At 58.6% G+C, this 14,533-nt stretch carries 13 protein-coding genes; 5 read left to right on the forward strand and 8 right to left on the reverse strand.

Translation table 11 applies throughout. The features are described 5' to 3' along the window. Positions 1 to 351: 351 nt before the first annotated feature. Positions 352 to 1,800, reverse strand: coding sequence for an ATP-binding protein (locus tag KBP52_RS07200; protein WP_212622484.1), 1,449 nt, complete (start codon positions 1,798 to 1,800; stop codon positions 352 to 354). A 683-nt stretch (positions 1,801 to 2,483) separates the two neighbouring features. On the opposite strand from KBP52_RS07200, the gene KBP52_RS07205 reads away from it, so the two are divergent. The 4 genes from KBP52_RS07205 (at position 2,484) to KBP52_RS07220 (ending at position 8,117) form a co-directional block, all read left to right on the forward strand. Further along, entirely contained in the window at positions 2,484 to 3,830 is a 1,347-nt protein-coding gene (locus tag KBP52_RS07205) for a hypothetical protein (protein WP_212622485.1), read from the forward strand. A 35-nt stretch (positions 3,831 to 3,865) separates the two neighbouring features. Beyond that, positions 3,866 to 6,100 carry an Ig-like domain-containing protein gene (locus KBP52_RS07210; RefSeq protein WP_212622486.1) on the forward strand — a complete coding sequence of 745 codons (2,235 nt, stop codon included), beginning with the start codon at positions 3,866 to 3,868 and terminating at the stop codon, positions 6,098 to 6,100. Positions 6,101 to 6,172: 72 nt separating this feature from the next. Next, a complete protein-coding gene (locus tag KBP52_RS07215) occupies positions 6,173 to 6,637 on the forward strand; it encodes a curlin (RefSeq protein WP_077572090.1) in 465 nt (154 codons plus the stop codon). A 28-nt stretch (positions 6,638 to 6,665) separates the two neighbouring features. Continuing rightward, the gene (locus KBP52_RS07220; RefSeq protein WP_212622487.1) at positions 6,666 to 8,117 is read left to right on the forward strand and encodes a curlin; all 1,452 of its coding nucleotides are present in this window, start codon (positions 6,666 to 6,668) and stop codon (positions 8,115 to 8,117) included. A 142-nt stretch (positions 8,118 to 8,259) separates the two neighbouring features. Here the strand turns inward: KBP52_RS07220 and KBP52_RS07225 are convergent, their stop codons facing one another. The 6 genes from KBP52_RS07225 to KBP52_RS07250 form a co-directional block, all read right to left on the reverse strand. Then, positions 8,260 to 8,619 carry a hypothetical protein gene (locus KBP52_RS07225; RefSeq protein ID WP_224795170.1) on the reverse strand — a complete coding sequence of 120 codons (360 nt, stop codon included), beginning with the start codon at positions 8,617 to 8,619 and terminating at the stop codon, positions 8,260 to 8,262. A 91-nt stretch (positions 8,620 to 8,710) separates the two neighbouring features. Next, positions 8,711 to 9,409 (reverse strand): hypothetical protein, encoded by a 699-nt coding sequence (locus KBP52_RS07230; protein ID WP_134667717.1) that lies wholly within the window; start codon positions 9,407 to 9,409, stop codon positions 8,711 to 8,713. Then, on the reverse strand, positions 9,409 to 9,915 hold the full coding sequence (locus tag KBP52_RS07235; protein WP_095120174.1) for a PAAR domain-containing protein: 507 nt from the start codon (positions 9,913 to 9,915) through the stop codon (positions 9,409 to 9,411). The genes KBP52_RS07230 and KBP52_RS07235 overlap by 1 nt, the downstream gene beginning before the upstream one ends. 35 nt (positions 9,916 to 9,950) lie before the next feature. Further along, on the reverse strand, positions 9,951 to 10,196 hold the full coding sequence (locus tag KBP52_RS07240) for an antitoxin (RefSeq protein ID WP_122610255.1): 246 nt from the start codon (positions 10,194 to 10,196) through the stop codon (positions 9,951 to 9,953). Between the two features lie 152 nt (positions 10,197 to 10,348). Next, positions 10,349 to 10,576, reverse strand: coding sequence for an antitoxin (locus KBP52_RS07245; protein WP_212622489.1), 228 nt, complete (start codon positions 10,574 to 10,576; stop codon positions 10,349 to 10,351). A gap of 158 nt (positions 10,577 to 10,734) precedes the next feature. After that, positions 10,735 to 11,106 (reverse strand): DUF6124 family protein, encoded by a 372-nt coding sequence (locus tag KBP52_RS07250; protein WP_212622490.1) that lies wholly within the window; start codon positions 11,104 to 11,106, stop codon positions 10,735 to 10,737. Between the two features lie 924 nt (positions 11,107 to 12,030). On the opposite strand from KBP52_RS07250, the gene KBP52_RS07255 reads away from it, so the two are divergent. Further along, complete coding sequence (locus KBP52_RS07255) at positions 12,031 to 13,332, forward strand: IS4 family transposase (protein ID WP_077571455.1); 1,302 nt, start codon at positions 12,031 to 12,033, stop codon at positions 13,330 to 13,332. Between the two features lie 330 nt (positions 13,333 to 13,662). Here KBP52_RS07255 and KBP52_RS07260 read toward each other — a convergent pair whose 3' ends face one another. Beyond that, entirely contained in the window at positions 13,663 to 14,523 is an 861-nt protein-coding gene (locus KBP52_RS07260) for a CsgG/HfaB family protein (RefSeq protein ID WP_212622491.1), read from the reverse strand. Positions 14,524 to 14,533: the final 10 nt, after the last annotated feature.

Here is a 14,533-nt window from a genome sequence, read left to right on the forward strand (position 1 = left end):
GAAGGGGTGATGGTGTTTTGCAACTAGTGCGCCAAGAAATTATTTCCAGTTGTAACAGGGACTTGGAAGGTCTGCGGGTTTCCCCACTCCCCGGGGACCGGGGCTTGACACCCAGTGATGGGGGAAGTTCATAAATTTTTGCGGCGTTTATAAACTTGCGTACCAACTGACGAAGGCTCGGGCCGCGTTGATCGTTCCCCCGCTCTGCGTGGGAATGCAGCCTGGGACGCTCTGCGTCCCATTGGAACGCGGAGCGTCCCTTGAGGCATTCCCACGCAGAGCGGGGGAACGATCAAGATCAAGATCAAAAGATCGCAGCCTTCGGCAGCTCCTACAGGGGGAATGTGTGAATCAGGGGACGAGTTGGAAGGCCAGACGAACGGTGGTGCCCTCGCCTTCGCGGCTGTCGAGGGTCACGCCGCCGCCGAAGCGTTCCATGATGCGTTTGACCAGCACCAGGCCGACACCGAGGCCACCGGACTTGGTGGTGAAAAACGGCCGGAACGCCATGGTGCGTTGCTCTTCATTCATGCCTTTGCCGGTGTCGCTGAGCACCACGCACACACCACGGTCTTCGCTCGGTTCCAGGCTTACGGTCAGCGTGCCGCCCTTGTCCATCGCTTCCAGGGCATTGGCCAAAAGGCTGTTGAGGATCTGCGTCAGTTGCACCGGCTGACTGAGGACCATTGGCGTATTTTGCGGATGAAACACCACCCTGACCCCGGCCCTGGCGATCTGTTGCTCGAACGCCACGAGGCTTTCGTGCAGCGCGGCCACCAGGTTCACCGGTTCCGGGTCATCGTTGAGCGGGCGCAGCGATTGCAGCAGCTCGCGCACCCATTTCGACATGCGGTCAACCTGGCCAATGATGTCTTTGATGTTCTTCTCGGCCGGACCGGCGTCGAATTCCAGCGCCAGTTCGGCACTGGAACGGATAGTCGCCAGCGGATTGCGCAAACTGTGCGCTACAGCTGAGGACATCTCGCCCAACGCGACAAAGGTTTCGTTGGCGATCAGTTGTTTCTGCTGGGCGGCGAGCAGAATCGCCGCGCGCCGCACAATCCAGTACAGGCCCAGATAAATCAGCCCGCCGCCCAGTGCGGTAGCCAGCCAGATCAGGGTCAAGCCGCGTTCCATGCGTGCGATCAGGTCTTTCGGTTCCTTGTAGATTTCGACCATCGCCGTGACATTCTTGCCCTCGGCGTCGAACAGCGGAATGTAGTTCTCGATGAAGATGTAATCCGGCGGAATGACGAATTTCTGCTCCTCACGGGCCTTGTCGACGTCGTGATAACTGGCCGACACCGGAATCTTTTCGTTGAAGGCACGATCGAGGTCTTCGTCGGCATGAATGCTGGTACCGATCAGAACCGGGTTGGTCGACCAGATTACCTGGCGGTCGGGCGCATAAATGTTGGCGAGGATCACGTCCGGCAGGTGTTCGATGTGGTCGAGAAATTCACCCCGCGCGCCCGCCCGGGCCTGCGGATCGACATCGGGAAAATCCTTGTCCTGACGTGGATCGAGCAATTCGCCCATCGTGCGGATGTTGGGGATGGACACATGGCGCACTTCGGCCGAAGCGATGGCCTGGATGAACTGCGCCGTGAGCAAGGCATCGCGCTGCACGCTTTCTTCAATCACGAACCGCGTCGACACCGCCCCGAGCGCCACGGCCACAGTGCCGATCACCGCCATGCTGATCAGCGAAAACCAACGCAGCAGGTTGAACGACTGCTTGCGCGAGCTCAATCGGAGATTGCCCTCCTCAACCGGAAGCGATTTCGACTGCATGTTCATGGCGGCGACTTCTCTATACGTCCCTATAGGGTTATAGCCCACCGTTGGGTGTTTGCCCGGATGCGGGGATATCGACCCGATAAGACCGCCCAAACCACCACAAATCCCTGTGGGAGCGAGCTTGCTCGCGAAGGCGGCAGGTCAATCGACATTTTCGTCACAGGAAGTCCGCTTTCGCGAGCAGGCTCGCTCCCACAGTGGCCTGTTTCGCTCACCTGTTTTGTGTTCGTCGAAGAAACTTGTGGGAGCGAGCCTGCTCGCGATGGCGGTGGGTCAGCTGACATTTTTGTTAAAGGGAGACCGCTATCGCGAGCAGGCTCACTCCCACAGTGGCCTGTTTCGCTCACCTGTTTTGTGTTCGTCGAAGAAACTTGTGGGAGCGAGCCTGCTCGCGATGGCGGTGGGTCAGCTGACATTTTTGTTAAAGGGAGACCGCTATCGCGAGCAGGCTCACTCCTACAAGGATATGTGTTCGGCAGGCCATGAGTGTTCATCCCCACCGTCCCCAATCCTGGGGAATGACGCCCTTTCCCCGCTGACCAAAAACCTGACCCTTCTGCGCGTCAAGCCCTCTATCCCGGCCCTCTCCCGCCCATCCACCGCACCTTGGCATGGAAGGTGTACAGGCCCTGTGCAACTGACCCATCCCCAAGGGGCAGGTACTTCGATAGAGGGATTAACTCATGCACCCTTTACTGTCCAAAACCGCGACCGTCCTGGTCGTGAGCGCCTTGGCCCAGGGCATTGCTCAGGCCGCTTTGTTCGCTGTTGATCCGGGGCCGTACGCACCGGCCACTGGTGGTTTCGCCAGTTGGTATCAGGACACCCACGGTCGCACCCTGGACCTGTGCCTGTCCAAAGCGCTCAGCTCCCGCGTGCCCAGCACCCCCGGTGCGCCTTCGTACATGTGCTCGCTGCTGCCGGCCCCCGGCATATTCGATGACGCTCAACCGCTGGCCTTCCCCAGCAACTTCCCCGACGAGGCGTTCTGGTTCACCGCTGACGGCACGATTGTCGACGCCGCGCGCGGCATCAACCTTTCCTACGGCTCGGCGATCGAAGCCGCGTTCAGTGGCGGTGACCCGGCGGAAGGCGATCAGATCAGCTTCGCGCGGATCCGCATCCGGGTCGATATTCCTACGGCCGGCACCTACGTCATCACCCACCCGTATGGCGTCGAAGTGTTCAACATCGACACGCCCGGCCGCCGCGCGATCAACATGACCCGCGACATTGGCATCGGCACACCGAAAACCTACGACGGCGCGCTCAAGGGCGACGTCGGACCGTTTCTGCGCAGCCTCAACGGCCCCTACACCGAAACCAACCCGGTGACCGGCTCGGCCGAACAGTTTGTCGGCGATCCGAACCTTGAAGAAGCCGTGACAGGCAGTCCGTTCAACACCAACTTCATCCGCATCGAAGGCCCCAACGGCCTCGATCTGCGCACGACGATATTTGCCGTCTCCGGCAAGTTGTCGGCGGTCGTTCGACCCACACCAATGATCACCCAACGCAGCACCTACTCGCGCAAAGCGGGAACCAGCGCGCCGGTGGCCCAGCAGGACGTTTTTGTCCTCGCGCCACCAGCGCCCGGCACCGTCGCCGTGACCAGTTTCACCCCGGTGCTGAACATGACCGAAGCCAACTCCACCGGTGCCTGGTACGCGCAATCGTCAACCAACCCGACCGTGCCGAGTGTCCTGCAAGTGACCGCCGACAACCACCTGGCCATCGCCAGCAGCACACCGACCACCCTGCCCATGACCCTGACCGACCTGGTGGTGATCCAGAGCGCCCAATACAGCTTGAGCTCCGGACAACTGACCGTAGTGGCCTCGACCAGTGACGAAACCTCGCCACCGGTACTCACCGCCACCTCCGGCAGCGGCGCCGCCATCGGTGCGCTGAGCGGCGACGGCGCGGTGAAAAGCCTGGCCACCGGAATCTCGCCGATACCGCCAGCCAAGGTTCACGTGACGTCGTCCAACGGCGGCAGCGACACCGAAGAAGTGGTCATCGTGCAATGAACGCTCACATGCCCAGATCCGCATCAGGAGGCATCATGAACAAGTGGCCACGCTTTGCGCTCAACGCGCTCGGGCTCGCTCTCTCGCTGACCGGCAGTGCCTATGCGCAACTTGCCGCCGTCGACCCCGGCCCCTACACCTTCGCCACCGGGAAATTCCCGATGTGGTATCAGGACAGCAATAACCTGTCGATGGAACTGTGCCAGTCGCGCGCCGCCAGTTCGCGCGTCGGCGTCACCACGCCACCGGCCTACATGTGCACCCTGCTGCCGGAACCGGGCATCTTCGATGACAGCCTGCCGATGGTGTTCCCCGACAACTGGCCGCCGGAAGCCTTCTGGTTCCTCGCCGAAACCGCTATCGCCAACAACGGCGCCGGCTTTGGCATGGACGCTTATGTGGCCGGGATAGAAGCGGCGTTTGCCTCGGAAAATCCGGCTGACGGCGATCAACAAAGCTTCGCGCGGATTCGTATCCGGGTGAACGTCCCTGTGGCCGGCACCTACGTCATCACTCACCCGTATGGCGTCGAAACCGTCAATGTCACTACCCCCGGCCGCCGCGCGATCAACATCACCAAGGACGTTGGCATCGGCCCGCCAGGCGACTTCACTGGCGCAGTCAATGGAGCCATCGGACCGTTCCTGCGTAGCGTCAACGGCCCCTACACCGAAGTGAACCCGGACACCGGCGGCGTCGAAACCTTCGTCGGCGACCCGAACCTCACTGAAGCGGTAACCGGCAGCCCATTCAATACCAACTTCGTGCGCATCGTCGGGCCGTCCGGCGCCGGCACCATTCAGACCACCCTGTTCACTGTCGCTGGCAAGGTGCTCGACAGCCGTCAGCAAACCCATGTCGACATCGACCGCGCCACCTATCGCCGCACCTCGGCCGGTGTGCGTGCCGAAGTATTCGCCAAGGCAGACAGCAGCTCGACCCTGTGCTTCCGCGAAACCGTGGCGCTGTTGCCCGGCCCACCGCCGACGCCGTGCCAAACCAGCCTGGCGGGTGACAACACCGGTTTGTTCTTTGGCCAACGCCTGGGGACTGGCGCCGTACCACCGGTGGTGGTCGTGACCGCGACCAACCCGGCCGGGACCACCCGTCCAACGTCGGTGTCGGCCAAGCTCACCGACGTGGTGAAAGTGCAGACTGCGCGCTACAACTGGGCCAACAAAACCTTGTTGATCGAAGCGACATCGACCGATGAAGTGGCGATCCCGGACATGGTTGCGCAAGGCTACGGACGCCTGTCGAAAACCGGCACCCTGCAGCGCATCACCGTCGCCGACCTGACCCAGCCACCGGCCACCGTGACGGTGAAGTCCGCCGCTGGAGGTAGTGATACCGAGCCCGTTGTCGTGGTCGGTACCGCACCGGATACCGGTGAAAACCAGGCGCCAATCAGCAACGCCGACACCGGCAGCACCAGCTTCGGCGTGCCGATCACCCTCAGCCTGCTGACCAACGACAGCGATCCCGACGGCAACAATCCGCTGAGCATCACTGCGTTGACCCAACCGGCAGCCGGCCAAGGCACCGTCGCCCTCAGCGGCACTGCCGCCGTGGTCTACACCCCGCCAGCCGTGGTCAACACGCCACTGACCACCACCTTCACCTACAAGGCGCAGGACGCCAAAGGCCTGGCCTCGGCCAACCCGGCCACCGTGACGATCACCGTCGCGCCGAACCGGCCACCGACCGCCGTCGCCGACAGCGTCGCCACGTTGGGTGTGGCAATCCCGATCAACGTACTGGCCAACGACACCGACCCGGAAGGCAACGTACCGCTGGGCGTCGCCAGCCTGACCCAACCGGCCGCCGGCCGTGGCACGGTCAGCACTGACGGCACGGTAATCACCTACACCCCACCGGCCACCGTGACCACAGCATTCACCACGACCTTCACCTACATCGCCCGGGACAGCTTCGGCGCCCTGTCGACGCCGGCCACGGTCACCGTGCAAGTGTCGCCACGGCCAGCGGCAGAGACCTTCACCATCACCACCTCGACGGTGCAGGCCCGCTCGGGCGGACGCTTCAACTGGGACTTCGCCGGCACCTCGTCGGTGACCACCGGCAACACCATCACCGTGCAGGTCACCACCCCGACCGGGCTGGTCACCCTCGGCACCACCACCGTACCGGTCACCGGACGCTGGCGGCTGACGCTGAACAACACGACGGTAGTGCCATCGGCCAACCCGACCGCGACGATCCGCTCGTCCCAGGGCACCGTGCGCACGGTCTCGGTGACCACGCTGTAAGCCTGATCCCCAGCCACTCGCGGGTGGCTGGGGCTGAATTGAAACCGGTTAACGCCTGACAGGATGTGAGCCATGAACACGCCGATCGCCGCCCTGCTTTGCCTGCTTCTGCTGTGCAGCACGGCAGGCGTGCGCGCCGACGACCTGATGGACAACGACGACCTGGCCCCGACCAGCAGCGACCTCGGCGAACTGCCCCCACCGGTGGGTCAGCAAGCCCTGATCGACCAGCTCGGCCAGGCCAACGTCGCCCTGCTGCAACAGAACGGTCAGTCGCTGCTCGGGCAGATCGTGCAGTCGGGCAGCAATCAGGAGGCGTACATCCTGCAACAGGGCAGCGACCTGATGGCGCTGATCAACCAGAACGGTTCCGGCAACGCCGCCTCGATCACTCAGAACGGCAGCCACAACCGCGCGCAGATTTCGCAAAACGGCAACAACAACGACGCCAGCATCGAGCAGGCCGGCACGGGGCTGCAAAGCGCCGTGACCCAGTCGGGCAACGGCATGAGCGTTTCGGTCAAGCAATACCGCTAAGCACTGCAAATCATCGGAGAGTTCAATCATGTTCAAACTGACGCCCCTCACCGCCGCCCTGCTGGTCATGATCAGTGCCCAGGCCATGGCCGACGACAGCCTGTCCAACCAAAGCCAGGTCGGCACCGCCAACATCGCCGACGTGAAACAGACCCAGGCTCCGTTCAGCACCGCCACCCAGACCCAACTGGGCCAGGGCAACGACGCCGCCGCCGTGCAAGACCACGCCACCAGCGTGATCACCCAGGACGCGGTCGGCGATTACAACGCCGGTTACGCCGAACAACTTTACGAAGACAACGCCACAATCACCCAGCAACAGGTCGGTGCCTTCAACACCGCCCACGCCAGCCAGTCGCTGGGCTTCGGCGCACCGAACAGCGCGCTGCAACAGCAGCAAGGCACGGGCAACTTCTCGTTCATCTATCAGGATTCGCAGAACGGCAGCGAAGGCAAAACCTTCCAGTTCGGCGACAGCAACGAGGCCAACATCGAACAACTCTATGAAGGCAGCGGCAACAGCTCGGTGATCACCCAATACGGCACCGCCAACTACGGCACCGCCGAACAAGTCACCCACAACGGCGGGCAGATCGGCATCAACCAAGCCGGCGAAAGCAACTACGCCTACAGCGACCAACGCAACGGCACCGGCGGCAACATCACCATCAACCAGTTCGGCAACCTCAACGGCAGCGAAATCTGGCAAGACTCGCAACTGGCCAGCCAAGCCACCGTCAACCAATACGGCGACAGCAACGAAACCGTGGTCGACCAAAGCTTCGGCGCAAACAACACCGCCGCCGTCATCCAGGTCGGCAACAGCAACGCGATCTACGCCGACCAGTTCGAATCGGTCAACTCGACCCTGGCGCTGTATCAAGTCGGCAACGGCAACGTCCACTACACCTACCAGAGCGGCGACGGCCACACGCTCAGCGCCACCTCCGTGGGCAACGACAACAAGGTCTACGCCAGCAACTGGAAAGGCCCGCAATCCGGCGGCCAGTTCGGCAGCGGCCAGCGTGCGACGGTTACTCAGGCAGGGAATGGCAACGTTGCCAGCTTCACTCAGGATGGCGTCGGCCATGTGATGACCACGCACCAGACCGGGACCGGCAACAAGACCACGGTCAGTCAGGCGGAGTCGTATAACGAGCTGTATTTTGATCAGAACGGTAGCGACAACATTTTGATCTCGGATCAGCGCGGCACTGGAAACCTGGTGCAGGGTTCTTCGAATGGCACGGGTAACAGCGCCGAGTTCGATCAGTCCGGGTCGGGCAACCAGGCGTATACCGCGCAGTTGTATGGCAGTGACAACATGATCACTGTTAAACAGGCGGATACGATGAACGTGGCGTATGTGACCCAGGGCGGGACGGGGAACATTGCCAATGTCGATCAGAGTGGGGTTACGCAGACGGCGAATATTCAGCAGTTCGGGTCGGCTAACCAGGCGACGGTGTTGCAGCAGTAGGGGTTGGGTGTTGATGGGCCGCGATTCTCTGGTGAGGGGGGTCGCGGTTTTTTTGGCCTATGCAGGAGCTGTCAAAGGCTACGATCTTTTGATTTTGCTATTGAAGATCAGAAGATCGCAGCCTTCGGCAGCTCATAGTCGATCAATCTGGCATTGAACGAATAATGTCGGCCAGATCATCCTTGGTTAATTCATTGGCCTTAATGGCGGCAGCGATATCTTTTTTGGAAAGCGGAAAACGCTTGAAAATTTCTTTCAAAGTATCTGCATCCACATTTGCCAGCCAGAGCGGATCAATAAAAGAACCACCATACTCAGGCTTCATGGGCACTTCTTCGTGAGCAATCGCGCCTTTATGATTCAGATACACCACATAACGATCGTGACCTTCAGGAAAGCTTTTATCGTGGTAGAGCGTAGTGCCCAGAGGCAGGACATAGAAATTATCGTCGCCATTTGGACCTTCGATAAGCAACGGTTCTTTAGTTTTGATCATTTTCATATCGTGCCCCTTCGCAATATCATCAGAAATCAGAAAAGCCAAAAAAATCGCATTTACGGATAAAACTGCCACCAGCCAAAGGCTAAGTCGCCTATTTGTAAACATTTTTCTTATCATAAGGTGCCTCGGTATTCGCTTCGAGCATGGCTTGCAAATCCGCTGGCATAAAAATTCCGTCCTGCGGACTACTTTGCGTACGCGCTGCCTGTCTTTCAATGAAAGAAAGACCGCGCATCTCATTATATTTCGCCGGATTATGCACAATTGGCTTACCCGAAACTTTTGCTCCTGCAATTGTTACGGTTGTGCAGTTATTCGTAGTTGGATGATAGTTTGAAGGCAGGACGTAACGTGCTGACGACGCTGTCTTTCTTCTCTGTTCTTTTTGTTGAGCGACAATACCGTCGAAATGGGCGATAACAGCCTCAGCCTTAGCATTATCCAAAAAATAAACAAAACCAGTTGTTGTACGCCCCAAACTATTCTCACCAGAGATATACGTTTTGAAGGACGTCCAAACATTCAACACACCCTCCCCCTCGCTATCGAAGGTTCCCCATGTTTTGCCATAACGACCAAAATCGTAGGTGATGTCTTTGCTACCAACCACCACGTGTAAAGCTGCGTGCCCGAAAGGATGCTCTTCTTTATCGCGGGTATAGGGACCACCAACCAGTATTTCCATATAGGCACCTGACACGACTACCTGATTAGTCTTTGTGGTTTTTCCTGATGCGCCTGTATTTTTTGCTGCCTGTGTGGTGCTGTTAGTTTTAGTAGGCTGAACCATTAAAGATGTTCCGTATCTTCAAGTTTCGGAAACTTTATGCTGCAACTCCCTCTAGGAATATTTGCAACATGCACAAAGCCATTTTCGTCAAGGACGCCAGTCATCAAGGTTCCATCCGGCAGCGTCAGTTCATACGCCTCATTGGCGATGGGCTCATCTTTTTCGTTAAGCAACTGAAACTCGACAAAAGTCTTTTCTTTCAGAAACTGCGAGAAGAAGCTAGTGGAAGCGCCACCACCAGACTCACCGACGAAGGTGTCGGGTGATCCGGCAGTAATCGTCGCTCCGCATGCTGTTTGGGAGCCAACATGGGCAACGTCTTTCCCCAAACCGAAAACATGGGGAGCGCCCGTCGTTATGGGGTTGCTGCCGTGAAGAGGACAGGAATAGATATCTCCTACCAATGCCACGGGCATTGAATTAACAAAAATAGGACTTGATCCAGTGGAAATGTTTCCGCCGTGACTCCCTGGGTCTCCGAGCCTTGCGACTGGCTTTCCTGCCATCGTTTCTCTCCTTTGAATATTACAATCAACCGATGTTACCTGATCTTTGATGACTCCTGAACGGTCAAGGATTCATCGTTGTCAGACGCCTCAAGTGCCTCCTGCTTGCGCCGCACCCTTTCCATCAATGCCTCGATCTCTGCCATTACCTGCTCATGCGGAATGTTCGGACGCGGGTCATCGAGTGACTTCTGGACTTCGGCACGGAACCAGCGGTCGTAGCTGGCCGCCTGCTCTTCGTTTTCGAAATCTGCAATGGTTGTGGAAAACAGGGGATCCATGGTGCCTCCGGACTGAGGGTGAAAACGCGGTCTCTGTTCTTGATCGTTCCCACGCTCTGCGCGGGAATACCTCTCGGGACGCTCCGCGTTCCAAATTGCAAATTTGACGCAGAGCGTCAGGGGCTGCATTCCCACGCAGAGCGTGGGAATGATCAACGTGGGAGCGCCGGGTCTACTTTGCGCAACGTCTCTTGAGTTTCATGCTTGATTCGCCGTTCCGTCATCAATGCCTTCATATCTGCCATTACCTGCTCATTCGGAATGCAGGGGCGCGGATCTTCGAGCGATTTCTGGACTTTGGCACAGAGCCAACGGTCGTAGCTGGCGGCCTGCTCTTCGCTTTCGAACTCTGCAATGGTTGTGGAAAACAGGGGATCCATGGTGCCTCCGGACTGAGGGTAAAAAAACGCAATCTCTGTTCTTGATCGTTCCCACGCTCTGCGTGGGAATGCCTCTCGGGACGCTCCGCGTTCTAACTTGCGAATTTGACGCAGAGCGTCAAGGCTGCATTCCTTTGCTGCGCGTGGGAACGATCTAATTAGCCATCCTTCAACTCGACGTGATCCAGCGCTTGATTCACCGCCAGTTCGCCCAGCATGACGACTTGAGCGATGCCCAGTGCTGTCTTGCGGTGTGAAGTTTTCAGCGAGGCGGCGAAGTTGATCAGCATTTCGCTGGCCGAGCCGAGGGTTTCGCTGGCGTTGGCCAGCAGGGATTCGGTGTTGTACCTGGGGTTGGCGAGGTACATGGGTTCCGGCTCGTTGGTGCTGGACATGATGTGAGGTGTGGGGTTGAGGTAGAAATCGAGGGCACGGTCGGCGGCTTCGTGGAGTTTTCTGCTGTCGACTGAGGTGTAGGGGGATGTGGTGTTGGTGTCTGAGTCTGGGGGATTGGGTGTTGGTTTTTTCATGGTAATTCTCTCTCATTGATAGTTGCAGCTGGCCCATTCGACTTCCAGGAAAAATGGGTGGCAGCTGTACGCAGGCTGGAAATCCGGGAGAGAGCAACCCGGCAGACACGAATGTCTCCCGCGCACAACCGCCATAACAGAGTGCACACAATGAAAGTGCGCAAGCATACGTTATGAAAGGCGTACCTGCTCTCTCGTGTCTTCGGGTTTCCATGCCCGGTCGCTGAGTTGGCAGCGACGAACACAGGCTAGAGAGCGGACGTCCGACGGACAACCTGAAAACCTTGTGGGAAGGTTCCGCCGATTCAGACACTTCTTTAAACAAACTTCAGATCGCAGCCCTCACCCTAGCCCTCTCCCGGAGGGAGAGGGGACTGACCGAGGTGTTTGGGAGAGCTACGCCGACGTGCAATACCGAGTCGAACTCAGGTATTGAAAGGCCCACAAATCGGCTCCCTCTCCTTCGGGAGAGGGCTGGGGTGAGGGGCGAATCCAACACAAAACCAAACCCGAACACCGCTTGGCCCTTAACCACTCAATAGGCCGAGTGTCAGCTCGCCTGCTCTTGATCTTGACCCACGGGCGACGTCGGAAGGCTGAGTGGAGGGATTGATCCGGGGGTGGGAGCGCAGCGACCGTTTGGCGCAGCCAAACACAGCGAGAGGAGGTGCAGCGAAGCAAACCGTAGGCGCTGCGCCCGGATCGGTCCCGGAGCGAAGGAACCCCGAGCCCCAGCGAGCGGGCCGCACGCAGGAGCAAGCGTTTTTTGCTTACTTTTTTTGGCGTTTGAAAAAAAGTGAGTCGCCGTAAGGGCCATCCCTTTCAAGGTCTTCGGTAAAATCCCCTGAAATTTCATTCAGGGATCCCCAAACGATGTGGGCCGATGTTCTAGCGCGTTTCGAGAAAAAAGCACCTGCCAGTGTCATGGCTAAATTGGCTCTGGAGCAGGCTATTGCCCCTGAGTGGGTCGATCAGGTTTTCGAAGAGCATCGGCAACGGCAGTATTCTCGTGAGCTGCTGTTCTCGACCATCATCAAGCTGATGTCCCTTGTTTCATTGGGCCTGAAGCCATCCCTGCACGCCGCCGCGCGGCAACTGGAAGATCTTCCTGTCAGTTTGGCGGCTCTCTACGACAAGATCAGTCGTACCGAGCCGGCGCTGTTGCGCGCCCTGGTTACGGGCTGCGCTCAACGCCTGACTCCAACCATAAAAGAGCTGGGTTGCACGACGATGCTGCCGGGTTGGCAGGTTCGGGTAGTGGACGGTAATCACTTGGCATCCACTGAGAAACGTCTGGGAGCTTTACGTCACGAGCGCGGCGCCGCTCGTCCCGGTTTTTCGGTGGTGGCCTACGACCCCGACCTCGATCAGGTCATCGACCTTCAGGCGTGTGAGGATGCCTACGCAAGCGAGCGTGTTTGCGTGCTGCCGCTGTTGGCTGATGCCGAGCCGGGCCAAGTGTGGTTGGCTGATCGACTCTATTGCACGCTCCCGGTCATGGAAGCTTGTGAGCAGGCCCAGACCTCCTTTGTCATTCGCCAGCAAGCCAAGCATCCACGCTTGATTCAAGAAGGTGAGTGGCAAGAGCCGGTGCCTGTGGAAACAGGCACTGTGCGTGAGCAGATCATCCAGGTCAGAGGCGGTTACCAATGTCGGCGTGTCGAACTGACGCTTCATTCGCCAACGGACTCGGGAGACAGCAGCTTGATGTTCTGGAGCAACCTACCCCAAAGCGTCAGTGCACAGCAGATCGCAGAGCTCTATCGCCGCCGCTGGAGCATTGAAGGTATGTTCCAGCGACTGGAAGCGATTCTGGAAAGTGAAATCGAAACCCTTGGCAGCCCAAAGGCTGCCTTGCTCGGGTTCGCCACTGCGGTATTGGCCTACAACGTCCTGGCCGTCCTCAAACGAAGTGTCGAGCAAGCTCACCGGGAGACTCAGCCTGAAGGATGGGAAGCCTCCATCTATCACTTGGCGGTTCAGGTCAGGAGTGGTTATGAGGGAATGCAGATTGCGCTGCCCTCGGAATATCTTCCCGTTGTCCCTCTGGAGCAACTGGCCCAACGCTTGTTGGAGCTGGCCAGAAACATCCAGCCCAAACAAGTTGCGAAAAGCCCCCGCGGCCCCAAGGTGCCTAAACCCAAGACATGGGTTCAAGGTACAGCGGTCCATGCTCATGTCTCAACGGACAGAGTTATCAAGGCTGCCAAAACGAAAAGACCTTGAAAGGGATGGCCGTAAGGGCGAAACCCTAGGTGGCCGTTGCCGCAGGAATGGATATGTACTCAATCAGAAAGAACCCTACCGCCTGACAGAAAGCCTTCGCGAGCAAGCTCGCTCCCACAGTTGGAACTGGGTACATCTGCCAGAGGTTGGTCGGCTATAGGGCCGCCATCGCTGGCAAGCCAGCTCCCACAAGGATTTGGGTACATCCGCAATAGCAACTGTGTCTGAGAGATAGCTATCGCGAGCAGGCTCACTCCTACAGGTTTAAACCAGTTTCGACCGAGAGAGCCTGGTCGGCTGTCAGGCCGCCAAGCTCAAAGATCCAACAGTTCACTCCGCCTCCGGATCAACCTTGTTCTGAGTCAAATACCGATTCAACACATCATCCTGCCCAGGCACAGAAGCGTCCCCCGCCACCTGCCACAAATGCCGCTCAATCCCCTGCGCCACCATATGCCCCACCGCCGCCTCAATCGCCGACAGAACACACAACTGCGCCGGCTCATTCGTCGTATACCCCACCTCAGCCTCAAGCAACTTTTTAAACTCGATAAACTTGAAAATCCCGGCGCTACGCGCCACCGAATAAATCGTCTTGCTGGTCATCACATTCGCCAACACCTGCCCACTACGCACATCCACCGCACGCAAGTTCACAGTCACCTGATCCACCCGATATTCCCGAGAAATATCAATCCCCAAATACCGCGCCCCTTCCCCACCGCTACGCACATTCGTGTCATAAGCGATGATCCCACCCTCGAGCATCATGTTCGCCGCCTGCAACGGCGGCAGCTCACCCTGAATATTCACCGGCGTATTCGGCTTCTTCTGCGACGCGCGAATGATCTTGCGTTCAGTCAGCAAGTTCTGCAGCCCTTCCCGCTCCAGCACGACAAACCAGCCACTGGCCTGCATCGCGTCCATCAACATCGACGCCGCGCCCTGGGTCACGCTGGTGGAAAACGAACTCGCCGGCGTCGGCTTGTACTGCCCGGTCTGATCACGGAAGCCGTACACCACCGCCATCAACCGCCCCTTGGGTCGCGGCATCTTCAGCAAGTCGTAATAGGTCGAGGCCCTTGGAGTCAGGGTCGGGGTTTCGGTGTCCTGCTCGGCCGACATCGGCTCACGCAGACTGCACCCTTGTAATGTCGCCAACAGCAGCCCTAGCGCAATTATTTTTTTCATGTCCATCACT

The sequence above is a fragment of the Pseudomonas sp. SCA2728.1_7 genome (genome assembly GCF_018138145.1).
Taxonomy (GTDB): Bacteria; Pseudomonadota; Gammaproteobacteria; order Pseudomonadales; family Pseudomonadaceae; genus Aquipseudomonas; species Aquipseudomonas koreensis_A.

Coding starts and splice junctions, on each gene's coding strand:
- KBP52_RS07215 (WP_077572090.1), top strand. CDS start 6,173: ATGAACACGCCGATCGCCGCCCTGCTTTGCCTGCTTCTGCTGTGCAGC.
- KBP52_RS07250 (WP_212622490.1), bottom strand. CDS start 11,106: ATGAAAAAACCAACACCCAATCCCCCAGACTCAGACACCAACACCACA.
- KBP52_RS07235 (WP_095120174.1), bottom strand. CDS start 9,915: ATGGCAGGAAAGCCAGTCGCAAGGCTCGGAGACCCAGGGAGTCACGGC.
- KBP52_RS07240 (WP_122610255.1), bottom strand. CDS start 10,196: ATGGATCCCCTGTTTTCCACAACCATTGCAGATTTCGAAAACGAAGAG.
- KBP52_RS07210 (WP_212622486.1), top strand. CDS start 3,866: ATGAACAAGTGGCCACGCTTTGCGCTCAACGCGCTCGGGCTCGCTCTC.
- KBP52_RS07220 (WP_212622487.1), top strand. CDS start 6,666: ATGTTCAAACTGACGCCCCTCACCGCCGCCCTGCTGGTCATGATCAGT.
- KBP52_RS07230 (WP_134667717.1), bottom strand. CDS start 9,409: ATGGTTCAGCCTACTAAAACTAACAGCACCACACAGGCAGCAAAAAAT.
- KBP52_RS07200 (WP_212622484.1), bottom strand. CDS start 1,800: ATGAACATGCAGTCGAAATCGCTTCCGGTTGAGGAGGGCAATCTCCGA.
- KBP52_RS07255 (WP_077571455.1), top strand. CDS start 12,031: ATGGCTAAATTGGCTCTGGAGCAGGCTATTGCCCCTGAGTGGGTCGAT.
- KBP52_RS07225 (WP_224795170.1), bottom strand. CDS start 8,619: ATGAAAATGATCAAAACTAAAGAACCGTTGCTTATCGAAGGTCCAAAT.
- KBP52_RS07205 (WP_212622485.1), top strand. CDS start 2,484: ATGCACCCTTTACTGTCCAAAACCGCGACCGTCCTGGTCGTGAGCGCC.
- KBP52_RS07260 (WP_212622491.1), bottom strand. CDS start 14,523: ATGAAAAAAATAATTGCGCTAGGGCTGCTGTTGGCGACATTACAAGGG.
- KBP52_RS07245 (WP_212622489.1), bottom strand. CDS start 10,576: ATGGATCCCCTGTTTTCCACAACCATTGCAGAGTTCGAAAGCGAAGAG.